The sequence below is a fragment of the Pseudomonas ogarae genome, assembly GCF_014268695.2.
In the GTDB taxonomy this organism is placed as follows: Bacteria; Pseudomonadota; Gammaproteobacteria; order Pseudomonadales; family Pseudomonadaceae; genus Aquipseudomonas; species Aquipseudomonas kilonensis.
In genome coordinates this window covers 2,427,820-2,451,890 of sequence record NZ_CP077086.1, presented here as the reverse complement: position 1 = coordinate 2,451,890, position 24,071 = coordinate 2,427,820, and the positions used below count along the sequence as shown (strand labels likewise).

Below are 24,071 nucleotides of genomic sequence, written 5' to 3'. Positions count from 1 at the left end.
CTGTTGCCGTCAGGCAAGGCGCCGCGACGAGTCATAGCCCGCTATGGCGAGGAGCGGCAACGCAGCATGACGACAACAGACGCCGTCAAAAAGGAACAGTATTTGTGATACAGGACACTGGCATGCATCCCCAACGAAAAATGCTGCACAACGAGTTGCACGCCCGCCCGTCGCTATATTTCGACGAACCGGCCCACGTCTTCCACCTGGCGTTTCTGGGCGACAATGCCCAGTGCAACGCGCTGCTCGAACGACTGTGCCCTGAAACCCACGCAGCAGAAGCCGCACAAGGCATCACCCGCCTTGAAGGACACCCGCTCAAGTGGGAGCGCCACGCCGAGTTCTTCACCCTGACCCTGGTCGTTCCCGCCAGCACCAACGAACTGCACTGGACAACGCTGCCCGAATGCCTTGCCCAGGGTATCGAAGGTCATTCCCAGCACCTGATCAATGCGGTTCAGGTGGTGGTGCGCGCAGAAGCCGGTCTCGACCTGCCCAGCTACGGTTTCAAGGACCCTTGCGGCTCTTGCGTGGGCGGTGGCGATGCGGTGGTCTGGAGCGATTTTCGCCTGACCGAGGACGGCACCAACCGCCTGCTGTTCATCAATCGACGGCTCAACGCTTATCGCCAGGGCCGCATGATCCGGCGCCTGCTGGAAATCGAGACCTATCGCATGATGGCGTCCTTGTCGCTCAATACCGCCAAGGCACTGGACCCACAACTGAACGAATTCGATCGCACCCTGGTGAGCCTGTCCGAGCGCAACGCCAATGCCAGCGGCGTGCATGCCAAGGCCCTGCTGGAGGACATCGCCCTGCTGTCTCGCCAGGTGGTCAGCAGCACGGTCAGGAATCGCCACCGTTTCAGCGCGACCCGCGCCTACGCACAACTGGTGTTCGAGCGCCTGGGTGAGTTGCGCGAGAGTCACCTGGGCGATTGCCAACGGCTGGGCGTGTTCATCGAACGGCGTTTCAAACCCACGGTGCGTTATTGCGCAGCCACCGAACAGCGCCTCGAACAACTGGCCATGAGCGTCGCCAACCTGGGTGACTTGCTGCAAGCCCGCGTGCAAGTCGAAATGGAAGACCAGAACGCCGAGATCCTGCGCAGCCTCAATGCCCGAGCCGATGCACAGATAAAAATTCAGCGCGCGGTGGAAGGCCTGTCGATCATTGCCATCACCTACTACCTGATCAACCTGTTCAAACTGGTCTATAGCGGGCTGCACACCTTGGGCGCGAACCTCTCGGCCCGCGAAGCGCTGCTGGGCATGACGCCGCCGGTGCTGTTGATCATGCTGCTGATTCTGATCCGGATCAGGAAGGCCAAAAGTCACTAGCGCGCCTTGCCCGCGCAGAGGCGATCCAAGGGTTCCATGGACGCCTCTGCGTGTGCCTGCCGTGAGGACAAATCAGCGCCCGCCCTTCGCTAATCCCTTGTTTTACCGTACCCTGCCCCGTAACTCTTGATGAAAAATCACGAACCTGCACACGGCCGCTGACTGTTCCCCATGCGCAAATTTCTGTACCTGCTGTTTTCACTGGCCTTGATTGCCGCCCTGGTCACCTACGCACTGTGGACGACGGATCGCCCGGTGGGTCATTACCTGTCAGACCTGCGCATCCACCTGGCGGTGAATCAAGGCACGCCGGCCGACCGCGGCAATCTGCTGGGCATCCAGCCCGAACTGTTCCCCACCGACTACCAGAGCCCCGAGCGCCTGCATCGCAAACTGGCGGCCTATCTGCAGGCCGCTCGCGACCAGGGCTTTCTCAATGCCAAGACCGTAGTGGTCCTGCCCGAGCACATCGGCACCTGGTTGATGGTCGGCGGCGAAAAAGACGAGTTGTACCAGGCCACCACCTTGAAGGAAGCCATGAACTGGCTGGCGGTCAGCAATCCACTGGCTTTTATCCAGGCGCTGGTCAGCGCTCAAGGCGATAACCGACTGGGCGATGCCTACCTGCGCATGAAAGCCGAACGCATGGCCCATGACTATCAAGCGCTGTTCGGTGGCCTGGCCAAGGAGTTCGGCATCACCCTGGTGGCCGGTTCCATCGTACTTCCCGAGCCCAGCGTCAGCGACGGTGAACTGAAAGTCGGCCGCGGCGCGCTGTACAACAGCAGCCTGGTGTTCGGCAGCGATGGCCGGCCGATCGGCCAGCCACAACGCCAACGGCATCCCGTGTTTGAACAGCAGGATGTGCTTGGCGCCGACCACCCGGCCGCCCCCCTCGTCATCGACACCCCCGCCGGACGCCTGGGCGTGCTGATTGGCAGCGACAGTTGGTACCCGCTCCACTACCGGCAACTCAACGACCAGGGCGCAGAACTGATCGCGGTGCCCGCCTTCATTATCGGCCGCGAAACGTGGGACAAACCTTGGAGCGGTTATAAAGGCCTGTCCACACCAAACGAAGTGAGTCTCAAACCGGGTGAAGTGAGCGAGGGCCAAGCCTGGCATCGCCTGACACTGACCGGCCAATTGCCCATCAGCCAGGCCCGGGGCGGCGTCAGCGTATTCCTGCGTGGCCAGTTCTGGGACAGCGGCAGCGCCGGCCAGAGCTTCATCAGCCACAACGGCCAACACTTCCCCGATGGCGAAGACCGTGGCGCCCGCCTGCTGAACCTGTGGTTGTGAACATGAAACCGCAGCCAATGCGCCTGGGGGACTTGTCAGTGGGCTTCGTCCATAGCCTGGCTGACGCTGTCGCCAGCCATGGGCAAGACCCCCAACCTTTGCTTGAACAGTACGGTCTCGATGCCGCGCGCCTGGCTGAGCCCGGGGCACGTCTGTCGATCCCACGCTACATGCGCTTGGGCCACGCTGCGATTCAACAGACTCAGGACCCGGCCCTGGGCCTGCGCATGGGTCAGCTCGGGCGCTTGAGCCAGGCCGGGCTGGCGGGCGTTACCGCCGCCCAGGCGCCGACCGTGCGCGAGGCCGCCCGCTGCATGATCCGCTTCGAACCGCTGTATGGCTCCAACTATCGCGGCCAATCGAGTTTCCATGAAGATGCCCGAGGCGCTTGGCTACGGTTCTATTCCATCAGCCCGTATAACGCCTACAACCGCTTCGTCGTGGATTCGATCATTGCCGGCTGGCTTGCCCAACTGTCCAGCGTCAGCGGCATCGCGCTGCGGCCAGAACGCATCGAAATCGAATTCGAGGAGCCGGCATACCTGGAAGCCTACCGCACGCTCGGCGACTGCCCGATCCAGTTTGGCGCCGAACAGAATCAACTGCGCCTGGGCCTGGACAGCCTCGCCCAGCGCAACCCGCAGCATTGCCCCAGCACCTGGCACCATCTGCTTCAGTTGTGTGAACGGGAATTGGAACAACGAACCCGCACCCGCAGCCTGCGTGAACGCATCATTCAGCTGCTGGGGCCGTTGCTCAACGGCGGTCGGGAACCCGACCTGGAAGAAGTGGCGACCCGCCTGAAGCTGCCAACCTGGACCCTGCGTCGCAAGCTGGCCGAGGAAGGTACGCAGTTTCGCGCCATCCTCAACGACACCCGCCGCGACCTGGCCATGACCTATATACGCGATACCGAACTGGCGTTCGGCGAAATCGCCTACTTGTTGGGATTTGCCTCAGCCGAGGCCTTTCAACGAGCCTTCAAGCGCTGGAACAACCAGACGCCCGGGGAGTTTCGTCGTAGTCACAGAGGGGTTTGAGCTACAAGAACCTGGGTTGCTGCTTACCACTTGTAGCCCGTAGCGGTTTTCACAACTCCGTCGCATCTTCGGCGGGTTCCAGCGGGTCCAGTTCATACGCCTGGTATTCCAGCAGCTCTTCCTGATAATCATCCATTACGTGTCCTTCCCCTGTCATTGAAACCAATGCCTGATGGCGCTGGCATCAGCATAAAGCTGCTTTATGAACAAAACATGAAGCAAAGGCTTCATGAATTAAACGTAGCACAGGGTCGGGAAATTACCGTGTGAAGTGTGACAGGGCGTAACTCCCTGCCACTGGACCTCAGGATGCCGGAAGCGGCTGAATCGGCTCGGTCGGGGCAGGTAACGAGCTGGACGGTGGAGGTGTAACAGTTTCCGTCGTCGGCGCAGACTCGAACGACTCGGGCGCAATTGGCGCGGGCTCGCTCGGCGGTGCGACGGGCTCTGACACCGTGGGGGCGGTTTCGACGGGGGTCGGCGCGACCTCCTCTACCGGCGTGGCTGCTGCGGGAGCAGGCGCAACAGGCTCTGGCTCTGGTGCTGGAACTGGAGCCGGCATCAGCGCAGCCGATTCAGCCTTGGTTTCCGGGATACCCAGCTCAGCTTTCGGCTTGTCGGTATTCTCAGCCTTCTCGGCAGCTTTCTTCGCTTCGGGAGGCAGGAACAGCTCGACCAAGGCAAAGAAACGCTCATAGAACTTGGCCGCCGACACGGTTTCGCTGGCGACCTTGACCATCGAATCATCCGAGGAACCGATCGGCATCGACACCGAACCCAGCACCCCCACGCCCAGGCTGGCGGAGTTGTTGGTTTTCTTCAGGGCATAACGGTCCTGCAAGGCATTGGCGAACATGGTCGCACGGTGGCCGGTACCGCCGTCTTCGGCACAGACCAGGTTGAAGCTGATCTCCATGTGGGTCTCGCCAGTCTGCTGGAAACTCTTGTGACCGCTGACCAGCTTCGGATCGCTGCTGGTGATGATGTAGCCCTGGCTGAGCAACGCCCGACGCCCGGCCTCGCAGGTCGCCGCGTCACTCACTGGATAAGTGCGCGAAAACGTGCCGGAGTCATCGAAGTTCTCGTGCTCGTAAATGGCGGTTTTCTTCGACGAGCAACCGGCTGCGGCGGCCAGCACCAATGCAAGCCCGACGGTGCGCATGTGAAATGATTTGAACATTGAACATCCTGAGAAAAACGGTCCGGGGCGTATTGTGCAACAGAACGCGACCTGGCAGCGTGGCTAATCTTGTTTCAAGGGGGTTACAAGTTTACTGGGGGTTGTTTGCAGGAAAAAGACGCTGATCCGGTAGATCGACGAATACCCGCTTTCCATGCAACAAGCAGATACAAAAACCTGACGGTTCGGGTTAATGCTGTTCACTTGAGCGGTTATGAAGATTTTTTTATTCCGTTTCTGGAGGCGTGGTTAGGTGTGTATATCCATTGCTGCGGAACCATAAGTAGCCGTTACCGAAGAAATGGATATACACCCAAACCCAAGCCCAAAAAAAACGGCGCTTCCCATTTCTGAAGAAGCACCGTTGTCTCTAAGTGAACAGCATTACAGCCAGGTTTATCCAAACATCAAGCCATTAGAAACGCTTGATATCCGCCTGACTCTCCAACTGCTTGCGATACGCCGCGAAGTCCTGCTGACCAACACGGGACGCCAGGTAGCGGCGATACTCCGCCTTCTCTTCGTCAGTCGGTGCCGCCGCTTCGTTCACGCCATTCAGACGCACGACCATCAGGCTGCCGTCAGGCAAGGTCACGCTGGTGAACGTCGGCTTGTCCTTGGACTCAGGCTTAGGCATGCGGAACACTGCTTGCAGCACCGCCGGGTCAATGCCTTCCTGGTTGCGGGTGGCTGCCTGGGTGGCTTTCCAGCCTTGGCCGTCGACCGGCTTGTCCAGTGCAGTCTTGCCGTCACCCAGGCTGGCGATCAACTCGTCGGCGCGGGTCTTGGCCGCTGCGCTGGCGTGTTCCTTGGCCAGTTGAGCACGAATCGGCCCGGCCACTTTTTCCAGCGGCAGTTGCTCAGGCTTGCGATGCTCCTTGGCACGCAGCACCACGACGGTTTCCGGGTCCAGCTCGATGGCGGTGCTGTTGGCACCCTCCTCCAGCACTTCCGGGCTGAACGCAGCGGTGACCACGGCACGATTGGCCGCAATCCCCTCGCCGCCTTCACGACCGAACGGGGCCGATGTATGGACGGTCAGCTTCAGGTCCTGGGCGGGTTGCGCCAGGTCGGAGGCTTCGAACGAGGCATCCTCCAGTTGCTTGGTCGCCTCAACGAAACGCTGCTCCACCTGCTGGGTCTTCAGCTCGCGGACCAGTTTGTCCTTCAGGCTGGCAAACGTAGGCACTTCAGGCGCTTCGACACCCAGCAGCTTGATCAGGTGCAGACCGAAATCGGTGCGTACCGGTGCCGAGACCTGGTCCTTGTTCAAGGCGTACAAGGCCTTTTCGAACTCCGGATCGTAGACGCCTGGACCGGCATAGCCCAGATCGCCGCCGTTGTTCGCCGAACCCGGATCCTGAGAGAACTCCTTCGCCAAGGCTTCAAACGACTCGCCTTTGGCCAAGCGAGCCTGGATTTCTTCGATCTTCGCCTTGGCCTGGGCTTCGGTCACCTTGTCGTTCACTTCGATCAGGATGTGCGCAGCCCGACGCTGTTCGGACAGGTTGGCGATTTCTTTCTGGTAGGCCGCTTGCAGGTCTTCGTCCTTGACGCTGACCTGATCGAAGAAAGAAGCTTTCTTCAGCTCAAGGTAATCGATGACCACCTGGTCAGGCGTCATGAACTCCTTGGCGTGCTGGTCATAGTAGGCCTTGACCTCGTCATCGGTCAGCTTGACGGAGGCCGGGTCGGCCTTGATGTTCAAGGTGGCGAAATCACGAGTCTGTTTTTCCAGGCGGGCAAATGCCAGCACTTGGGCATCGGTGACAAAACCGCTGCCTGCCAGGCCGGCGCGCAACTGACCAATCAGCATTTCCTGAGCCAGCATCTGGCGGAACTGCATACGGCTGTAACCCAGCTGGCGGATCACCTGATCGAAACGCTCGGCGCTGAATTTGCCATCGACCTGGAACTCAGGCGTTTGCAGGATCACTTGATCGAGCGCCGCTTCGGAGAAAGCGAATTTCGCATCGTGTGCGCCTTGCAGCAGCAGCTTGCGGTCGATCAGGCCCTTGAGCGCTGAATCGCGCAGCATTTTTTCGTCCAGCAGGGAGGCGTCGAAATCCTTGCCCAGCTGTTGCATAAGCTGACGGCGCTGCATGTCGACTGCTTGGCTAAGCTCGTTCTGGCTGATGTTTTCGCCGTTGACTTTGGCCGCGTCGTTGCTATTGGTGGTGGCTTGAAAAATGGCATCGAAACCGGTCAACGCCATCAATGCGACGATGACCCCGATGATGGTCTTGGCAATCCAGCCTTGTGAATTGTCCCTGATATTCTGCAGCATGCGTCCCCCAGAAACGGTTGAACTTCAAATTTAGGCAACCGTGGAGCGTGGGTAGAATCCGGATAGAAGAAAGGCGCATCCGAGGATGCGCCTTCTCGTAACTGGCGGAGCGGACCGGGCTCGAACCTGCAAGCCCTGGCGTGCCAGACCGGTTGCAACCGGCCGTATTACCGCTCCGCTGCCAAGCCAGGCATGACCCCGACCCGGATAAACTCAACGAAACCTTAGTTAACGGCTTCTTTCAGTGCTTTACCAGCTTTGAAGCCTGGCTTTTTGGCAGCAGCGATTTCCAGCGTCTTACCGGTCTGCGGGTTGCGACCGATACGAGCAGGACGATCGGTCACGGAGAAGGTGCCGAAACCAACCAGAACAACGGAGTCACCAGCCTTCAGAGCGCCAGTGACGGATTCGATTACAGCGTCCAGCGCACGGCCAGCAGCAGCTTTCGGGATATCAGCGGATGCAGCGATAGCATCAATCAGTTCCGACTTGTTCACTCTAAGTCCCCTTATATCTATTTGAGATGATTCTAAGTTTTTTTGGTGAAAGCAAAAACGAGTGCTGAATGGCCTGCAGACACTTAAGAGCCGCTTTATAACAAGGGCTCTAAAAAACTGTCAAGGAAGCCCCCCAGGCAAATGCGTATTAATGCGTGCTAATTCTTTCCTTAGAGTCAGACTCTCGCTTTTCTTCCTTCGCGACAATCTCCGGAGCCACATCCGGCAAGGGCTCCGGCGCGTATTGCAGCGCAATTTGCAGGACCTCGTCAATCCATTTAACGGGTTTGATCTGAAGATCTTGCTTGATGTTGTCAGGAATTTCCTTCAGGTCGCGGACATTCTCTTCGGGAATGATCACGATCTTGATCCCGCCACGGTGTGCCGCCAGCAGTTTTTCCTTCAGGCCGCCAATCGCCAGGACCTGACCGCGCAGCGTGATTTCACCTGTCATGGCGACATCGGCGCGCACCGGAATACCGGTCAATGCCGAGACCAGGGCCGTGCACATGCCTACGCCAGCGCTCGGGCCGTCCTTGGGTGTGGCCCCTTCGGGCATGTGGATATGCGTGTCGCGCTTCTCATGGAAGTCCAAGGGAATGCCCAGGCTGCGGGCGCGGCTGCGAACAACCGTCAGCGCCGCGGTGATCGACTCGACCATCACATCACCCAGGGAGCCGGTCTTGATCAATTGACCCTTGCCCGGTACCACGGCTGCTTCGATGGTCAGCAGCTCACCACCGACCTGGGTCCAGGCCAGGCCAGTCACCTGGCCGATCTGGTCCTGTTGCTCGGCGAGGCCATAACGGAACTTGCGCACGCCCAGGAAGTGCTCCAGCAGGTCCGCAGTGACCTTGACCGCGAAGCGTTTTTCCAGCGCATGTTCCTTGACCGCCTTGCGGCAGACCTTGGCAATCTGCCGCTCCAGGCCACGCACACCGGCTTCGCGGGTGTAGTAGCGGATGATGTCGCGAATCGCTTCCTCGTCGAATTCCAGCTCGCCTTTTTTCAGGCCGTTGGCCTGGATCTGCTTGGGCGAAAGGTATTTCACGGCGATGTTGATCTTCTCGTCCTCGGTGTAGCCCGGCAGACGAATCACCTCCATCCGGTCCAGCAATGCTGGCGGGATGTTCATGGAGTTGGAGGTACAGAGGAACATCACGTCCGAAAGGTCGTAATCGACCTCCAGATAGTGATCGTTGAAGTTGTGATTCTGCTCAGGATCGAGGACTTCTAGCAACGCAGAGGCGGGATCGCCGCGCATGTCGCTACCCATCTTGTCGATTTCGTCCAAAAGGAACAGCGGATTGCGTACGCCGACCTTGGTCATCTTTTGAATCAATCTTCCCGGCATCGAACCGATGTAGGTACGACGATGACCACGAATTTCCGCCTCGTCGCGCACCCCGCCAAGGGCCATGCGTACGAATTTGCGGTTGGTGGCGTGGGCAATCGACTCCGCAAGGGAGGTTTTACCGACCCCTGGAGGACCGACCAGGCACAGGACCGGGCCACGAATCTTTTTCACGCGCTTCTGCACTGCGAGGTATTCAAGGATGCGTTCCTTGACCTCTTCCAGGCCGTAATGGTCGGCGTCGAGGATGTCCTCGGCGCGCGCCAGGTCCAGGCGCACCTTGCTCTGGGCTTTCCATGGCACCTGGACCAGCCAGTCGATGTAGGAGCGCACCACGGTGGCCTCGGCAGACATCGGCGACATTTGCTTGAGCTTGTTCAGCTCGGCCTGGGCCTTGGCCAGTGCATCCTTGGGCAAGCCGGCGGCATCAATGCGCTTTTTCAGCTCTTCGATTTCGTTGTGGCCTTCGTCGCCATCGCCCAGCTCTTTCTGAATGGCCTTCATCTGCTCATTCAGGTAGTACTCGCGCTGGCTGCGCTCCATTTGCTTCTTGACGCGACCGCGAATGCGTTTCTCGACCTGCAACAGATCGATTTCGCCGTCGAGCAATGCCAGCACATGTTCGACACGGGCCGACAGATCAATAATCTCGAGAATTTCCTGCTTCTGCTCGATCTTGAGGGCCATGTGGGCCGCCATCGTATCAACCAGCCGCCCCGGCTCGTCGATGCTGTTAAGCGACGACAGGACCTCTGCAGGCACCTTCTTGCCCAGTTGCACGTATTGTTCGAACTGCGACAGCAGACTGCGGACAAACACTTCCGACTCACGCTCGGGCGCATCGACTTCTTCGATCAGCGACACCTCGGCCCGGCAATGGCCGTCCACTTCGCTGAAACGCTCGACAGTACCGCGCTGCTCGCCTTCGACCAGGACCTTGACGGTGCCGTCGGGCAACTTGAGCAATTGCAGAACCGTTGCAATCGTCCCTACGCGATACAGTGCGTCTTCGCCGGGATCATCGTCGGCTGGATTTCTCTGGGCCAGCAGAAGAATCTGCTTGTCACCCGTCATCGCAGCCTCAAGGGCTTCGATGGACTTCTCGCGCCCCACGAACAGCGGGATAACCATGTGCGGATACACCACGACATCGCGCAATGGCAGGAGAGGCAATTCGATGGTTGTCTTCATGATTTCGCCTCTACGGCGGCCCTAGGGCCGGAAACAGATGGAAGTAAGCTTGAAACCAAGATGGGGGCAGCCTTGAAAAAAAACAAGCGCTAAGACACGTCTAAAACGCGCTAAAAGCAAAGGGGCCCGAAGGCCCCTTCTTTATTCCGGCAGCGGGACGCTTAAGCGTCCGGTGCGGCCTTGGCAGCCGGCTCACTGTTTTCATAGATATACAGTGGCTTGGACTTGCCTTCTATAACGCTTTCATCGATCACGACTTTACTCACCTCGGATTGCGAGGGGATTTCATACATCGTGTCGAGCAATACGCCTTCAAGAATCGAGCGCAATCCACGGGCACCGGTCTTACGCTCCAGGGCACGTTTGGCGACCGATTTCAGCGCGTCGGAACGGAACTCCAGGTCTACACCTTCCATTTCGAACAGCTTGGCATACTGCTTGGTCAGGGCGTTTTTCGGCTCGGTCAGAATCTGCATCAACGCTGCTTCATCCAACTCGTCCAGCGTTGCCAGGACCGGCAGACGACCGACGAATTCCGGGATCAGACCGAACTTGACCAAATCGTCAGGCTCGACTTCACGCAGGGATTCACCGACTTTCTTGCCTTCTTCCTTGCTGCGCACTTCGGCGTTGAAACCGATGCCACCGCGGGTGGAACGGTTTTGAATAACCTTTTCCAGGCCGGAGAACGCACCACCGCAGATAAACAGGATGTTACGGGTGTCGACTTGCAGGAATTCCTGCTGCGGATGCTTGCGACCACCTTGGGGTGGAACGGAAGCGACCGTACCTTCGATCAACTTGAGCAAGGCCTGCTGCACGCCCTCACCGGAAACATCCCGGGTGATGGACGGGTTGTCGGACTTGCGGGAAATCTTGTCGATTTCGTCGATGTAGACAATGCCCATCTGGGCCTTTTCCACATCGTAGTCGCACTTCTGCAACAACTTCTGAATGATGTTCTCGACGTCTTCACCTACATAACCCGCCTCGGTGAGGGTGGTTGCGTCGGCGATGGTGAACGGAACGTTCAGCAAGCGGGCCAGGGTTTCGGCAAGCAAGGTCTTACCCGAGCCTGTCGGGCCGATCAGCAGGATGTTGCTCTTGCCGAGTTCGACGTCGTCATTCTTCTTGTCACGTTGGTTCAGGCGCTTGTAGTGGTTGTACACCGCTACGGCCAGTACCTTTTTCGCACGTTCCTGACCAATCACATACTGATCAAGGATGCCGCTGATTTCTTTAGGCGAAGGCAATTTATGCGCGCTGCTCTCGGCCTGGGCTTCCTGCACCTCCTCGCGGATGATGTCATTGCACAGGTCGACGCACTCGTCGCAAATGAAGACCGAGGGGCCGGCAATCAATTTGCGCACTTCATGCTGGCTTTTGCCACAGAAGGAGCAATAAAGCAGTTTGCCGTTGTCCTCGCCGTTGCGGGTGTCAGTCATTCGATCGATCCAAATCCGATAGGCTTGCAACACAAGATGAAGGCAATTGCGGGCTTTTTCAAGCCCGCAGGTGATCGGACCTGCCGATCAACCTCATTTTGAGCTGCTTATTTTAAGCGGGGCGTTGGCTGATCACTTCATCGATCAGGCCATATTCACGTGCGGCTTCAGCGCTCATGAAGTTGTCGCGGTTGGTATCGCGCTCGATTTCTTCAAGCGTGCGCCCGCTGTGCTTGGCCATCAAGGTGTTGAGGCGCTCGCGGATGAAGAGGATTTCCTTGGCATGGATTTCGATATCCGATGCCTGGCCCTGGAAACCGCCCAGTGGCTGGTGAATCATCACGCGCGAGTTCGGCAGGCAGTAACGCTTGCCATGGGCACCAGCAGTCAGCAAAAACGCCCCCATGCTGCACGCCTGACCAATACAGGTCGTCGAAACGTTAGGCTTGATGAACTGCATGGTGTCGTAGATCGACATGCCCGCCGTCACCGAACCGCCAGGGGAGTTGATATAGAGATGGATATCCTTGTCCGGGTTTTCGGCTTCAAGGAACAACAGTTGCGCACAGATCAGGTTGGCCATGTAGTCCTCTACCGGGCCCACCAGAAAGATGACGCGTTCCTTGAGCAGACGCGAGTAGATGTCATAGGCACGTTCGCCGCGGGCGGACTGCTCGATAACCATCGGGACCAGGCCGCCAGCGGCCTGGATGTCAGAGCTATGCTGATAAAAAGAATTGCGGGACATGTCTCGCAGTCACTCCCAAATAGTTATGTCTTGAATACGCATAAGCCAGCACGAAGGCTGGCTTATGGGTGTGTATTTCTTACCGCAGAACCATCAATCGGCTTGTGGAGCTTCCACCGGCTTGACCGCTTCTTCGTAAGAGACCGCTTTATCGGTCACGCTAGCTTTCTGCAGAACAGTATCCACAACTTGTTCTTCCAGCACAACCGAACGGACTTCGTTCAGTTGCTGGTCGTTCTTGTAGTACCAGGACACGACTTGCTCAGGCTCTTGATAGGCCGAGGCCATTTCCTGGATCAGCTCGCGAACGCGGGCTTCGTCAGGCTTGAGCTCGAACTGCTTGACCACTTCGGCGACGATCAGGCCCAGTACGACGCGGCGCTTGGCTTGTTCTTCGAACAATTCGGCAGGCAGCTGGTCCGGCTTGATGTTGCCACCGAACTGCTGAACAGCCTGCACGCGCAGACGGTTCACTTCGTTGTCCAGCAGGGCCTTTGGCACTTCGATCGGGTTGGAAGCCAGCAGACCGTCCATGACCTGGTTCTTGACCTTGGACTTGATGGCCTGGCGCAGTTCACGCTCCATGTTCTTGCGAACTTCGGTGCGGAAACCTTCCAGACCGGTTTCCTTGATACCGAACTGGGCGAAGAACTCTTCGTTCAGCTCAGGCAGTTTCGGCTCGGAAACGGTGTTGACGGTCACGGTGAACTCGGCGGCTTTGCCAGCCAGGTCCAGGTTCTGGTAATCCTCAGGGAAGGTCACGTTCAGAACGCGCTCTTCACCGGCCTTGGCGCCAACCAGGCCGTCTTCGAAGCCAGGGATCATGCGACCGGAGCCCAGCACCAGCTGGGTAGCCTTGGCGGAACCGCCCGCGAACACTTCACCATCGACCTTGCCGACGAAATCGATGTTCAGTTGGTCTTCGTTCTGGGCAGCACGCTCAGTCACTTCGAAACGGGTGTTCTGCTTACGCAGGATGTCCAACATCTTGTCCAGGTCGGCATCCGACACGTCAGCGCTCAGGCGCTCGACGGCGATGGATTCGAAACCGGCAACCGTGAACTCAGGGAACACTTCGAACGTGGCGACGAATTCCAGGTCCTTGCCTTTTTCCAGCACTTTAGGCTCGACGGACGGAGCGCCGGCCGGGTTCAGCTTCTGCTCGACGACCGCTTCGTAGAACGAAGACTGGATCACGTCGCCCACGGCTTCCTGACGCGCATCAGCCTCGTAACGCTGACGGATCACGCTCATTGGCACTTTGCCTGGGCGGAAACCTGGGATTTTGGCCTTTTGGGCAGTCTGCTGCAGACGCTTGTTGACCTGAGTCTCGATGCGCTCAGCCGGCACGGTGATGCTCATGCGGCGCTCAAGAGCAGAAGTATTTTCAACAGAAACTTGCATGGATATTCCTCGTTGCACAGACGTTGGCCGGGCGTTTCCGACCCCAGAATCAAGGGCATGCATTCTAGTAGGTCAAACTCAAGAAGTCACCCTACTGAAAACGCGCTGGAAACAGGCGCCGGATTTAGGACGGGACAAACGGTCATGCCCCACCCGGATTGCAAATACAGTCGATTCAGCCCAGGGCTCTGCGCCAACGCTTCTATATATAGAAGCGGCTGGCCCGGTCGCGCAGCGCCCAGGCCCACAAGGAGACCGACGGACATGCCGCGCATCATCACGAAACACATTCGCGAGGACCCGAGCGCAGCGCGCACCAGAAAACAGTGCCGATGCCAAACACAGAACCACCGAAAACAAAAACGGCGCAGCCCTTTTCAGGTACTGCGCCGTTTTCTGCTATTTAAATAGCGACTTGTATGGTGCGGACGGAGAGACTCGAACTCTCACACCTTGCGGCGCTGGAACCTAAATCCAGTGTGTCTACCAATTCCACCACATCCGCGTATCAAGCTTTTAAAGCAAAGGCGCCAGATTGTTAGATCTGGCGCCTTTCTAGAATATGGGGTGGACGATGGGGATCGAACCCACGACAACGGGAGTCACAATCCCGTGCTCTACCAACTGAGCTACGCCCACCATATTGCCTTGTTGCCTTACTTGTGCCAAAGCTGCCTAATTGGCGCACCCGGCAGGACTCGAACCTGCGACCATCCGCTTAGAAGGCGGATGCTCTATCCAGCTGAGCTACGGGCGCCTTTTTAATCTGTATTCTTGGACGATTACAAACTAAGTGCTTTCAGTTTTGCCGAGTTGAAACAACCAACTCTACTCCACCTTCTTAACCAGTGCTAGGCTGTGCCCGACAAGTGCGACGAATGTTATAGACGGCCTGATAGGTCGTCAACTCTTTTTTAAAAAAAATTCATTTAATTAAAGGGGTTAGAGGAATTTGCAGACCAAGCGCCTTTGCCCTCACGCCCCGGCATGCGAGAATGCGTTCTCTTTTTTTCCCCTCTCGATGGTTAACCACGCGCAATGACTGCACAACTTATCGACGGCAAATCGATCGCCGCCAGCCTGCGCCAGCAGATCGCCCAACGAGTCACCGAGCGCCGCGAGCAAGGCCTGCGCACGCCCGGCCTTGCGGTGATCCTGGTCGGCAGCGATCCTGCCTCTCAGGTTTATGTCTCGCACAAGCGTAAAGACTGTGAAGAGGTCGGCTTCCTTTCCCAGGCCTACGACCTGCCTTCCGAAACCACCCAGCAAGCGTTGGCCGATCTGATCGATCGCCTGAACGATGACCCGAACATCGACGGCGTTCTGCTCCAGCTGCCGCTGCCTGAACACCTCGACGCCTCCAAGCTGTTGGAGCGTATCCGCCCGGACAAAGACGTCGATGGCTTCCATCCTTATAACGTCGGTCGCCTGGCCCAACGTATCCCGCTGCTTCGTCCCTGCACCCCTAAAGGCATCATGACCCTGCTGGAAAGCACTGGCGTGGACCTGTATGGCCTCGACGCCGTAGTGGTGGGTGCCTCCAACATCGTTGGCCGTCCAATGGCCATGGAGCTGCTGCTGGCCGGCTGCACCGTGACCGTGACCCATCGCTTCACCAAGGACCTGGCCGGCCACGTCGGCCGTGCCGACCTGGTGGTGGTGGCCGCCGGCAAACCCGGCCTGGTGCGGGGCGAGTGGATCAAGGAAGGCGCCATCGTCATCGACGTGGGCATCAACCGCCAGGAAGATGGCAAGCTGGTGGGCGATGTGGTCTACGAGACCGCCCTGCCCCGCGCTGGCTGGATCACGCCGGTACCCGGCGGCGTAGGCCCGATGACCCGCGCCTGCTTGCTGGAAAACACCTTGTACGCGGCTGAGACGCTGCATAGCTGATAGACGCATCAACAAAGATCCTGTGGGAGCGAGCTTGCTCGCGATGGCGGTGGACCGGCCAACATCCAAGTTGGCTGATACACCGCCATCGCGAGCAAGCTCGCTCCCACAGGTGTTTCTGGCGACCAGACTTTGGCCGCCAGGCATCGATTGCTTAGGTGGCTAGCGCAAATTACGAATTTTTCAGATTCGGTCCGCCAAAATCCCTCTTCATTAAACTTTATTTACTCACAACCCCCGGCGGTACAGGCATATAGCGCTGCTGTCGCCCATACTCCTAAAATGCGACGTTTTTTTTAAAAGTCGTTGCTCAACGGCACCTTCAACTCTATCGAGTCTACTCGCGTGAAAATCCGTCTTTCCATCATCAGCCTATTCATCGCTTTCACAGGCAGTTTTATCACGCAAAATGTCGTTGCACAGGAGACCATCGCGGCCCCTCGGGACACGACCAAGCTGCAAGTCGCCTCGGGCAGCGCGATGTTGCTGGACCTGCAGACGGATAAAGTCGTTTATTCGAGCAACCCGGACGTGGTGGTGCCCATCGCGTCGGTAACCAAGTTGATGACCGGCCTGATCGTGCTGGATGCCAAACAGAACCTGGATGAATACATTTCCATCACCATCGCCAACACCCCAGAGATGAAAGGCGTGTTTTCCCGGGTCAAGCTCAACAGCGAACTGTCGCGCCGAGACGTGCTGCTGATCGCCCTGATGTCTTCGGAAAACCGTGCCGCCGCCAGTCTCGCCCACCACTATCCGGGCGGCTACGCGGCGTTCATTGCCGCCATGAACGCCAAGGCGAAGGCGCTGGGCATGACCAGCACCCATTACGTCGAGCCAACGGGCCTGTCGATCCACAACGTCTCGACCGCCAGGGACCTGACCAAGCTGCTGATCGCTGCTCGCAAGTATCCAATGCTGAGCGAACTGAGCACCACCAAGGAAAAGACCGTTACCTTCCGCAAGCCGGTGTACAGCCTAGGCTTTCGCAACACTGATCACCTGGTCCACAAGGCCAACTGGGATATCCAGTTGACCAAGACCGGCTTCACCAACCAGGCTGGCCACTGCCTGGTGCTGGTGACGAAGATGGGCAATCGCCCGATGGCACTGGTGATCCTCGATGCGTTCGGCAAATACACGCACTTCGCCGATGCCAGCCGGATTCGTAGCTGGGTGGAAACCGGAAAAAGCGCCGCAGTGCCGGCGGTGGCCCTGCAATACAAGGCTGCCAAGAATCTCAAGAGCCGCCAGAGTGGTGTGGTGGAAGCCTCCAAATAATCCGCGGCACAAAGAAAAGCCCCGACTCGTCGTAATGCTGTTCACTTAGAAAAAGCGGCGCTTCTTTCAGAAATGGGAAGCGCCGTTTTTTTGTTTTATTGCTTTGGTGTGTATATCCGTTATTTAGGTAACGGCTGCTTATGGTTCCGCTCTTACAGCGGGTCACTTTTGAGAAGCGCAAAAGTAACCAAAACGCTTCTGCCCCACCACTCGGTGCCTCGCCTAGGCTCGGCATGCCTGAACGAAGGCATTGCTCCGTGGGCCCGCCGCGAAGGGCCATCCATGGCCCAGCGCGGCTAACCCGGCATCCATGCCGGGTTGCCCACTGCGCAATACCTTCGTTCAGCCAGCGTGGTTAACGGGGCGCCCGAGATCAACGTCCACTGCGAGGCGGCCTGATAGCCGACCTGGTTCTTGGTGGGACCACGTTTTTCCTGTGGGAGCGGGCTTGCTCGCGAAGGCGGAGTGTCAGTTTGCGGTGATGTTGGATGTGCCGACGTCATCGCGAGCAAGCTGAACTGGTCAAGTAAATCCGGACACCAGTTACGGTGTTTATGCTGCTTTTTGCTCCATGGCTATTGGCGATAGGTAGTCGTTGTAGCTGTGGAGCCTGGTGCGGTTGTAGTACATGAAGAAGCGCACCATATCGGTTTGTGCTTCCTCGCTCGTGCTGTAACCGTTGCGAGGGACCCATTCTGACTTCAGGGTGCCGAAAAAACGTTCTGTTGGAGCATTGTCCCAGCACTGCCCGCGATGACTCATGCTTTGCAAAATGCCATGACGCATCAACTCTTCTTGAAACTTGCGGCTGGTGTACTGACAGCCCTGGTCCGAATGAAACATCAATCCAGGTGGGCATGTTCGAAGCTCTATCGCCATGCGTAACGCCTTGCTGACCAGGTTGGCGTCATTGACCAGCGAAAATGCCCAGCCAATGACCCGGCGAGCAAACAAGTCGATCACAATGGCCAGATGAACCCAGCGTTTACCCACCATCAAGCTTGTAACGTCGCCACACCAGACCTGATTGACCACGGTCGGCTTGAAATTACGCTTGAGCAGATTGGGTGCGACAAATGCTTCAACTCCTTTGGACCTGAATGGGTGAGGCTGGCGTTGTTTACTGACAATGTTGGCTTCCCTCATCAGTGTTCTAACAAGGCTTCTGCCGACCGCTATGTTTTGGGCCTTCAGATGCTTGCTGATCGTTCTGGACCCCATGGCTTCCCGGCTTTCGCTGTGCAGTTCAACCACCTTCCCCTTGAGTTCTTCGCGCTCGATCTTAGGCCGCGAGAGACGCTGTAGCCACTCGTAAAAGCTGCTGCGCTTCACATCGAAAACGCGACACAGAATGGCGGTCGGGAATGACTCTCTTAGCTCCGCGATCATCGAAAACGATCGGGATCCGACATCAAGAGAGCGGTAGCCTTTTTTAAGATTTCGGCTTCCATTTCCATGCGTTTGATCTTGGCTTTCAGATCCTGAATCTGCCGTTGATCCTCAGTAATGGCCTTGGTGCCTTGAACTGGCTGACCTTTTTGCTCCTTGCGAACCTGGTCCACCCACCGTCGTAATGCGGTGGCACTGATGTCCAGCGACGCGCAGACTTCCTGTACTGAACAGTTGTCATCAATCACCATGCTGGCCGCACGATGTTTGAACTCGCGGGAAAAGACTCTTCTTTCTTTCATGGAACCTCCAAATTGGCGAAATCATATCGCCCTTAAGAGGTGTCCGGAATTATTAGGCCAGTTCAAGCTCGCTCCCACAGGTTTTGCGGTGTGTATGGGTTTTGTGTTCGCTGAAGATCCAATGTGGGAGCGAGCTTGCTCGCGATAGCGGTGGCTCAGCCACATAGATGCCGGCATGTGCTTGCTCTTGCCCTTGATCTGGACTTTGATCTGGACGCCCCGTTAAACCACGCTGGCCGAACGCAGGCATTGCGCAGTGGGCAACCCGGCATGGATGCCGGGATAGCCGCGCTGGGCCATGGATGGCCCTTCGCGGCGGGCCCACGGAGCAATGCCGGAGTGAGGGCACACCGAGCCTAGGCGAGGTGCCGAGTGGTGGGGCAAGAGCGTTTTGGTTACTTTTGCGCTTTTCAAAAGTGACCCGCTGTAAGAGCGGAACCATAAGTAGCCGTTACCTAAATAACGGATATACACACCAATCCAAGCCTCTCGGAACAAACAATGCCTAGACCTTCAGGTCACCCAGCGGATCATAGGGCTTGGGCTTGCGCTCCTCCTTCTTGTCCAGAGGCGCCTTGGCCGGCCCTACCGGATCAACCTGGGGATCCTCAAGGTCCGGCGAATCCGGATCAAACCCCAGGTCATCACCACTGGAGTGCTCTGACGAATGTGGCCCCGTAGGTGTTTTTGACTGTGCCATGCGTGCCTCCTCCAATCACGGTCGGAAAATGCCCAACCCTGACGATAAGAGCCTCAGGCCTGCCGGGTTGTGCCCGGCAAGTGACGAACGGGGTGAACGATCAATGCGCCGCTTCCAGGGTCTTGGTGGCCCGCGCCGCGGCTTGCTCCTGCCCCGCCCCAGCCAATTCGCCCGCAGCTTTGAGCCATCGCTGCGAGTCGACATTGGCCGGAAGCTGCGTGGGTCGCTGGACCAGCACCGCCCAGCCGCCCGCGCCGTTGAAGGCCGATTCGAATGCACTGAAGCTCATCAACTGCCGTCGGTTCATGCCTGAGCGCAGCAATACCGTCTGCTTCTGACGGTTGTAGCCGGCGAGAATCCCATACCGAGGCTCGGCCCAGAACGCCGAACCGTCGGTATAGCGCACCAACACCGGATAGCCTGCCGCGACCTGCTCCAACAGCGCGGGCAGCTTGGCGTCGAGGGGATACACCAGCAACCCGTATTCGCGCGCCAGGGTTGGCATATTCTGCTGCAAACCGGCTTCGCCACCCGGCAGGTGCAGCGGTTTCTCCAGCAACCCCGGGGTGATCACCGTGCCTTGCAACGTCAGCAGCGCGGCCAGGGACTGCGGGGCGCCCTGGTACATCTCGCCGCGAAAGAACGGCACGCTGTTGAGCTCCACCCGCTCGGGCAGGCGCTGGATCTGCGGCGACACACTGCCCGCACACCCCACCAGGGCTACGAGGCAGGACACCGCCAGTACCAGTGATCGAAAAGATGAAATGACCGGCGACATGATGACTCTCTTGTTCAGGTACCCGGCATCCGGGCCAGGCTTGGGTCGACGATCATAAGGTGCGCACAGCCCTGGGTATAGCCATAACGGCAGTTTTACGAGCGCGATAGAACGAAGCGATCCGTGCCCAACCGCCACGGATCGACTACCTGCAACACTTGAGCGACTAGACTGTCCATGTATTAGGTGAGTTATCCCGGACCGGGGATAAAAGGAGGCACAGATGAGCCTGACCACGACAATTCTGATGCTGATATTCGGCTGGCTGAGCGTAGCCACGGCCATGCTGTGGGGCGTGCTCCGGATCACCCGGCGCCACCATCACGCGCCACCTGCGCAATCGGAAAAAACCATCAAATCCGCGCGACGCCACGCCACCGCACACTGAGCATTCGCGTTTCAACCCCTCAAAAAAAAGCCACCCGGGCCTGGACCCGGGTGGCTTCTGTCTGCCTGGCATCAGGCGTTGTCGGCCAACGCCCTTTCCCTGGCCCGACGGGACAACATGTTCAACACCTCGATCGCCGCCGAGAATGCCATGGCCGCGTAGATATAGCCCTTGGGCACATGGGCACCGAAACCCTCGGCGATCAGCGTCATGCCGATCATGATCAGGAAGCCCAGGGCCAGCATCACCACTGTCGGGTTGTCATTGATGAACTTGGCCAGCGGTTCGGCCGCCAACAGCATCACCAGCACCGACACAACAACCGCGATGATCATGATCGGCAAGTGCTCGGTCATGCCCACGGCCGTGATGATGCTGTCGATGGAGAACACCAGGTCCAACATCAGGATCTGACCGATTGCCGCGGCAAAGCCCAGGGTCACGCCGGACGTGGCCGACTTGGGATCATCCGGTGCTGGGTCCATGCTGTGGTGGATTTCAGTGGTCGCCTTCCACAGCAGGAACAGGCCACCGGCAATCAGGATCATGTCTTTCCAGGAGAACGCCTGGCCCAGGATTTCGATGACCGGTTCGGTCAACTGCACAATGAAGGCAATGGTGCTCAACAAGCCCAGGCGCAAGATCAGCGCCATGCCGATACCGATCCGCCGCGCCTTGGCACGATGCTGTTGGGGCAGCTTGTTGGTCAGAATCGAAATGAAGATCAGGTTATCGATGCCAAGCACGATTTCCATCACGACCAGAGTCGCCAGGGCGATCCACGCGGTGGGGCTGGCGGCGAGCTGTAGAAGATAATCCATGGGTCAGTCCTGACTGATGTGACGCGTTAGATGGTTTTGGTAGGGGTCTGGGTTTCGTCGGCTTCGTCCGCCGGCTCTTTCTTCGGGCTGATCAACCCGCCGGTGGCTTCGCTGATCGCCTGCTCGGCGGCCTTGTGGGTGTCGTCGATGGCCTGCTTGGCGGTTTCTGCAGCCTGCCCCATCAGTTGCTGGGCACTTTTTTCAGCCTGTTCACAGCCCGCCAGCGTCGTTGCGGACATCACCAACAGGGCTACAAGCCCCAGGGATTTGTACGTCATGGAATAAATGCCTCTTGAGAGAATAGAAGGTGCGCGAAAGTGGCCCGCCAATGGCCAGGCATTCTAGAGAGGCGAATAGTTCAGGAAAATTCGTATTTTCAGCGGTTATACTTCGGTTTTTACGAACATCGGTGAACCCATGCTCAACTACCGACAATTGCATTACTTCTGGGTGGTGGCGAAAACCGGCAGCATCGTGCGCGCCTGCGAGCAGTTGAACCTGACCCCACAGACCATCAGCGGGCAGATTTCCCTGTTCGAGCAAACCTATAACCTCAAGCTGTTTCGCCGCGTCGGACGGCAGTTGGAACTGACCGAGGCCGGCCGCCAGACCTTGCCCTACGCCGAACACATGTTCCAGTTGGGCGGTGAGCTGGAACTGATGCTGCGCGCCCAGCCCAACGAGCAGCAAACCCTGTTTCGGGTCGGGGTGGCGGATGTGGTGCCCAAATCCATCGTCTACCGGTTGCTGGCTCCGACCATGGAGTTGAGTGAGCCGCTGCGCATCACCTGTCGCGAGGACAAGCTCGAACGGCTGCTGGCGGACCTGGCGATCCAGCGTCTGGACCTGGTGATTTCCGACAGCCCGATGCCGACTCACCTGGACATCAAGGGTTACAGCCAGAAGCTGGGGGAATGCGGGATCAGCTTTTTCGCCACCGCTGCGCTGGCCGAACGCTACGGGCAGGATTTCCCCCACGGCCTGCATGACGCTCCGTTGCTGATTCCCGGGCCGGAAACCGTGGTGCGCAGCCGCTTGCAGCGCTGGTTCGCCGAACAGCAGATCCAGCCGCGTATCGTCGGCGAGTTCGACGACAGCGCATTGATGCAGGCTTTCGGCCAATCAGGCAGCGGGATTTTCATCGGCCCGAGCGTGATCGCCGAAGAGGTCAAGCGCCAGTACGGCGTAGAAGTGATCGGCCAGACCGATGCGGTGAGCGAATCCTTCTACGCCATTTCCGTGGAGCGCAAGGTCAGCCACCCCGGCATCGTCGCGATCGCAGAAGGCGCCCGTCGCGAGTTGTTCAGCGCTTAGCAGGTGACGCGAGGTTTGAAAGTCATCAGGAGCAACGCCAGCAGGATCGATACGAAGATGAACCCAGCCGCCGCGAACCCGACACTGCCCAGGCCCAGGGTATCGATGACCCGGCCACCGACCATCGCCCCCAAGCCAATCCCCAGGTTGGCCCCGGCGATGTTCAACGATGCGGCAAAGGCCGGGGCCTGCGGGGCCGCCTTCATCAGTCGCACATGGCTGACCAGGAACAAGGCCGCCTGGGTCACGCCCCAGATGCCCATCGCCGCCGCCAGCGCGAGGGGCGAATGAATGCTCGGCACCAACGCCACCATGCCACCGATCAGGAACAGGCAGAAAACCATCGATGCGATCAACGGATGCCGGTCCACCGCCCGGCCGCCCAGGGAGTTGCCCAGCAGTCCGACGGCGCCAAAGCCCATCAGGCACCAGCCCACCAGGGTGCCATCGAATCCGGCAAGGCGCTCAAGGATATCCGCCAGATAGGTGTAGGCAGTGAACATGCCGCTGAACACCAGGATCGACAACAACACGTGCCCTTGCATCAACGGGCTGCGCAGGATCTTGAATTGCGAACGAAAGCTCACCTGATGCTGGTGCAGGTTGGTTTTCGGCAAGTAGATAAACAGCAGCAACGCCTTGGCAAAAGCAATGACCGCCAGGATCGCGAACGCGCTGCGCCAGCCAAACGCATCGGAAATCAACGTACCCACGGGAATGCCAAACACCGTGGCACAGACGATGCCGAAGCCGATCCGGGCAATGGCTCGCCCGGCCAACTGTGGCCCAACAATGTCCACCGCCGTTTCACTGGCCAGCGCCCAGAACACCGGCAGGCCCAGGGCCGGTATCAATCGGGCAATGGCCATCACCCAGATATTGGGCGCGACCGTGGCGAGCATGTTGGCCAGGCCGAACATCACCAGCACGCTGATAAACAACTTGCGCCGCTCGAAGCGGGCGAACCAGGCCGTCAGGAATGGCCCGAACGCCGCCACCGTAAACGCGAACAACGTCACCAGCAGCCCGGCCTGGGGAACGCTGACGTGCAGGTCGCGGGCGATGGAGGGCAGCAGGCCAACGATGACGAATTCCGTGGTCAGCACGGTAAAACCGGCGGCCGACAACAGGAAAATGGGTAACAACATGCAGAACTCCAGCGAAACCACGACACCAGCGTTAGCCCGGGGGCCCGCTGGTGGAAAGAAAGTGAGAACGACAAAGCCTAACAGAACGCGTCCACCAGACAAAACGCGCTGAACACCCGAGTGACGGATCGTCACAGGTCCGTCAGATTTTTCATCGGGCTGTGATAAAGTCCGCGGCCTGCAAACGCCGTACTTTCTCACGGTCCGCTCACGTGGCCTGCCCGCTTGTTGCCCTGACTCGTCGACCGTCGCACACAATAAAATCA

General features: G+C 58.4%; 21 protein-coding genes and 3 tRNA genes. 7 read left to right on the top strand and 17 right to left on the bottom strand.

Translation table 11 applies throughout. The features are described from left to right. Positions 1 to 122 precede the first annotated feature (122 nt). The 3 genes from HU749_RS10915 to HU749_RS10905 all read left to right on the top strand — a co-directional run bounded on the left by HU749_RS10915 (position 123) and on the right by HU749_RS10905 (position 3,682). On the top strand, positions 123 to 1,340 hold the full coding sequence (locus HU749_RS10915; RefSeq protein ID WP_095963342.1) for a DUF3422 domain-containing protein: 1,218 nt from the start codon (positions 123 to 125) through the stop codon (positions 1,338 to 1,340). 171 nt (positions 1,341 to 1,511) lie between these two features. Next, positions 1,512 to 2,642, top strand: a complete 1,131-nt coding sequence (locus HU749_RS10910) for a carbon-nitrogen hydrolase family protein (RefSeq protein ID WP_079304471.1) — start codon at positions 1,512 to 1,514, stop codon at positions 2,640 to 2,642. A gap of 2 nt (positions 2,643 to 2,644) precedes the next feature. Further along, complete coding sequence (locus HU749_RS10905) at positions 2,645 to 3,682, top strand: AraC family transcriptional regulator (RefSeq protein WP_041476043.1); 1,038 nt, start codon at positions 2,645 to 2,647, stop codon at positions 3,680 to 3,682. 304 nt (positions 3,683 to 3,986) lie between these two features. On the opposite strand, the gene HU749_RS10900 is transcribed toward HU749_RS10905, so the two are convergent. From HU749_RS10900 to HU749_RS10855, 10 genes are all read right to left on the bottom strand, one after another. After that, entirely contained in the window at positions 3,987 to 4,862 is an 876-nt protein-coding gene (locus HU749_RS10900; RefSeq protein WP_079304473.1) for a DUF2242 domain-containing protein, read from the bottom strand. Positions 4,863 to 5,277: 415 nt separating this feature from the next. Next, positions 5,278 to 7,149 carry a SurA N-terminal domain-containing protein gene (locus HU749_RS10895; RefSeq protein ID WP_095963341.1) on the bottom strand — a complete coding sequence of 624 codons (1,872 nt, stop codon included), beginning with the start codon at positions 7,147 to 7,149 and terminating at the stop codon, positions 5,278 to 5,280. Between the two features lie 224 nt (positions 7,150 to 7,373). Then, positions 7,374 to 7,646 carry an HU family DNA-binding protein gene (locus tag HU749_RS10890; RefSeq protein ID WP_002552737.1) on the bottom strand — a complete coding sequence of 91 codons (273 nt, stop codon included), beginning with the start codon at positions 7,644 to 7,646 and terminating at the stop codon, positions 7,374 to 7,376. A 148-nt stretch (positions 7,647 to 7,794) separates the two neighbouring features. After that, positions 7,795 to 10,191 carry an endopeptidase La gene (gene lon / locus HU749_RS10885; protein ID WP_014339302.1) on the bottom strand — a complete coding sequence of 799 codons (2,397 nt, stop codon included), beginning with the start codon at positions 10,189 to 10,191 and terminating at the stop codon, positions 7,795 to 7,797. A 161-nt stretch (positions 10,192 to 10,352) separates the two neighbouring features. After that, complete coding sequence (clpX, locus tag HU749_RS10880; RefSeq protein WP_003183176.1) at positions 10,353 to 11,636, bottom strand: ATP-dependent Clp protease ATP-binding subunit ClpX; 1,284 nt, start codon at positions 11,634 to 11,636, stop codon at positions 10,353 to 10,355. Positions 11,637 to 11,748: 112 nt separating this feature from the next. Beyond that, positions 11,749 to 12,384: an ATP-dependent Clp endopeptidase proteolytic subunit ClpP gene (gene clpP / locus HU749_RS10875; protein WP_018602422.1), complete on the bottom strand. Its 636-nt coding sequence runs from the start codon at positions 12,382 to 12,384 to the stop codon at positions 11,749 to 11,751. Positions 12,385 to 12,477: 93 nt separating this feature from the next. Next, positions 12,478 to 13,788: a trigger factor gene (tig, locus tag HU749_RS10870; protein ID WP_003199860.1), complete on the bottom strand. Its 1,311-nt coding sequence runs from the start codon at positions 13,786 to 13,788 to the stop codon at positions 12,478 to 12,480. A gap of 420 nt (positions 13,789 to 14,208) precedes the next feature. Further along, a tRNA-Leu gene (locus HU749_RS10865) sits at positions 14,209 to 14,293 on the bottom strand. Positions 14,294 to 14,351: 58 nt separating this feature from the next. Next, positions 14,352 to 14,427 (bottom strand) — tRNA-His (locus tag HU749_RS10860). Between the two features lie 41 nt (positions 14,428 to 14,468). Then, a tRNA-Arg gene (locus HU749_RS10855) sits at positions 14,469 to 14,545 on the bottom strand. A 281-nt stretch (positions 14,546 to 14,826) separates the two neighbouring features. Here HU749_RS10855 and folD point away from each other — a divergent pair. Next, on the top strand, positions 14,827 to 15,681 hold the full coding sequence (gene folD / locus HU749_RS10850; protein WP_014339305.1) for a bifunctional methylenetetrahydrofolate dehydrogenase/methenyltetrahydrofolate cyclohydrolase FolD: 855 nt from the start codon (positions 14,827 to 14,829) through the stop codon (positions 15,679 to 15,681). Between the two features lie 345 nt (positions 15,682 to 16,026). Then, positions 16,027 to 16,965, top strand: coding sequence for a D-alanyl-D-alanine endopeptidase (gene pbpG / locus HU749_RS10845; protein ID WP_046064752.1), 939 nt, complete (start codon positions 16,027 to 16,029; stop codon positions 16,963 to 16,965). Between the two features lie 552 nt (positions 16,966 to 17,517). On the opposite strand, the gene HU749_RS10840 is transcribed toward pbpG, so the two are convergent. From HU749_RS10840 to HU749_RS10830, 4 genes are all read right to left on the bottom strand, one after another. Then, positions 17,518 to 18,354, bottom strand: coding sequence for an IS3 family transposase (locus HU749_RS10840; RefSeq protein WP_225919112.1), 837 nt, complete (start codon positions 18,352 to 18,354; stop codon positions 17,518 to 17,520). Continuing rightward, positions 18,351 to 18,656, bottom strand: a complete 306-nt coding sequence (locus HU749_RS29205; protein WP_038858942.1) for a transposase — start codon at positions 18,654 to 18,656, stop codon at positions 18,351 to 18,353. The genes HU749_RS10840 and HU749_RS29205 overlap by 4 nt, the downstream gene beginning before the upstream one ends. Positions 18,657 to 19,161: 505 nt before the next feature. Further along, positions 19,162 to 19,356, bottom strand: a complete 195-nt coding sequence (locus HU749_RS10835) for a DUF6021 family protein (protein ID WP_014339307.1) — start codon at positions 19,354 to 19,356, stop codon at positions 19,162 to 19,164. A gap of 100 nt (positions 19,357 to 19,456) precedes the next feature. Continuing rightward, entirely contained in the window at positions 19,457 to 20,134 is a 678-nt protein-coding gene (locus HU749_RS10830; protein WP_186652476.1) for a peptidase C39 family protein, read from the bottom strand. Between the two features lie 223 nt (positions 20,135 to 20,357). Between HU749_RS10830 and HU749_RS10825 the strand changes: the two genes are divergently transcribed. Beyond that, on the top strand, positions 20,358 to 20,522 hold the full coding sequence (locus HU749_RS10825; RefSeq protein WP_186652477.1) for a hypothetical protein: 165 nt from the start codon (positions 20,358 to 20,360) through the stop codon (positions 20,520 to 20,522). Between the two features lie 71 nt (positions 20,523 to 20,593). Here the strand turns inward: HU749_RS10825 and HU749_RS10820 are convergent, their stop codons facing one another. Together HU749_RS10820 and HU749_RS10815 are read right to left on the bottom strand one after the other, a co-directional pair. Further along, on the bottom strand, positions 20,594 to 21,343 hold the full coding sequence (locus tag HU749_RS10820) for a TerC family protein (RefSeq protein ID WP_095962910.1): 750 nt from the start codon (positions 21,341 to 21,343) through the stop codon (positions 20,594 to 20,596). A gap of 26 nt (positions 21,344 to 21,369) precedes the next feature. Beyond that, the gene (locus tag HU749_RS10815; protein ID WP_046064750.1) at positions 21,370 to 21,621 is read right to left on the bottom strand and encodes a hypothetical protein; all 252 of its coding nucleotides are present in this window, start codon (positions 21,619 to 21,621) and stop codon (positions 21,370 to 21,372) included. A 139-nt stretch (positions 21,622 to 21,760) separates the two neighbouring features. Here HU749_RS10815 and nhaR point away from each other — a divergent pair, with 139 nt between their 5' ends. After that, on the top strand, positions 21,761 to 22,657 hold the full coding sequence (gene nhaR / locus HU749_RS10810) for a transcriptional activator NhaR (RefSeq protein ID WP_079304399.1): 897 nt from the start codon (positions 21,761 to 21,763) through the stop codon (positions 22,655 to 22,657). Here the strand turns inward: nhaR and HU749_RS10805 are convergent. Continuing rightward, on the bottom strand, positions 22,654 to 23,805 hold the full coding sequence (locus HU749_RS10805) for an MFS transporter (RefSeq protein ID WP_186652478.1): 1,152 nt from the start codon (positions 23,803 to 23,805) through the stop codon (positions 22,654 to 22,656). The genes nhaR and HU749_RS10805 overlap by 4 nt on opposite strands. Positions 23,806 to 24,071: the final 266 nt, after the last annotated feature.

What these genes read in the sequence shown, in the direction of transcription:
- HU749_RS10915 (WP_095963342.1), top strand. Translation starts at nt 123, where the DNA reads ATGCATCCCCAACGAAAAATGCTGCACAACGAGTTGCACGCCCGCCCG.
- clpX (WP_003183176.1), bottom strand. Translation starts at nt 11,636, where the DNA reads ATGACTGACACCCGCAACGGCGAGGACAACGGCAAACTGCTTTATTGC.
- HU749_RS10825 (WP_186652477.1), top strand. Translation starts at nt 20,358, where the DNA reads ATGAGCCTGACCACGACAATTCTGATGCTGATATTCGGCTGGCTGAGC.
- HU749_RS10830 (WP_186652476.1), bottom strand. Translation starts at nt 20,134, where the DNA reads ATGTCGCCGGTCATTTCATCTTTTCGATCACTGGTACTGGCGGTGTCC.
- HU749_RS10900 (WP_079304473.1), bottom strand. Translation starts at nt 4,862, where the DNA reads ATGTTCAAATCATTTCACATGCGCACCGTCGGGCTTGCATTGGTGCTG.
- HU749_RS10910 (WP_079304471.1), top strand. Translation starts at nt 1,512, where the DNA reads ATGCGCAAATTTCTGTACCTGCTGTTTTCACTGGCCTTGATTGCCGCC.
- HU749_RS10820 (WP_095962910.1), bottom strand. Translation starts at nt 21,343, where the DNA reads ATGGATTATCTTCTACAGCTCGCCGCCAGCCCCACCGCGTGGATCGCC.
- lon (WP_014339302.1), bottom strand. Translation starts at nt 10,191, where the DNA reads ATGAAGACAACCATCGAATTGCCTCTCCTGCCATTGCGCGATGTCGTG.
- HU749_RS10895 (WP_095963341.1), bottom strand. Translation starts at nt 7,149, where the DNA reads ATGCTGCAGAATATCAGGGACAATTCACAAGGCTGGATTGCCAAGACC.
- HU749_RS29205 (WP_038858942.1), bottom strand. Translation starts at nt 18,656, where the DNA reads ATGAAAGAAAGAAGAGTCTTTTCCCGCGAGTTCAAACATCGTGCGGCC.
- HU749_RS10815 (WP_046064750.1), bottom strand. Translation starts at nt 21,621, where the DNA reads ATGACGTACAAATCCCTGGGGCTTGTAGCCCTGTTGGTGATGTCCGCA.
- HU749_RS10840 (WP_225919112.1), bottom strand. Translation starts at nt 18,354, where the DNA reads ATGATCGCGGAGCTAAGAGAGTCATTCCCGACCGCCATTCTGTGTCGC.
- HU749_RS10805 (WP_186652478.1), bottom strand. Translation starts at nt 23,805, where the DNA reads ATGTTGTTACCCATTTTCCTGTTGTCGGCCGCCGGTTTTACCGTGCTG.
- nhaR (WP_079304399.1), top strand. Translation starts at nt 21,761, where the DNA reads ATGCTCAACTACCGACAATTGCATTACTTCTGGGTGGTGGCGAAAACC.
- clpP (WP_018602422.1), bottom strand. Translation starts at nt 12,384, where the DNA reads ATGTCCCGCAATTCTTTTTATCAGCATAGCTCTGACATCCAGGCCGCT.
- folD (WP_014339305.1), top strand. Translation starts at nt 14,827, where the DNA reads ATGACTGCACAACTTATCGACGGCAAATCGATCGCCGCCAGCCTGCGC.
- HU749_RS10835 (WP_014339307.1), bottom strand. Translation starts at nt 19,356, where the DNA reads ATGGCACAGTCAAAAACACCTACGGGGCCACATTCGTCAGAGCACTCC.
- HU749_RS10905 (WP_041476043.1), top strand. Translation starts at nt 2,645, where the DNA reads ATGAAACCGCAGCCAATGCGCCTGGGGGACTTGTCAGTGGGCTTCGTC.
- tig (WP_003199860.1), bottom strand. Translation starts at nt 13,788, where the DNA reads ATGCAAGTTTCTGTTGAAAATACTTCTGCTCTTGAGCGCCGCATGAGC.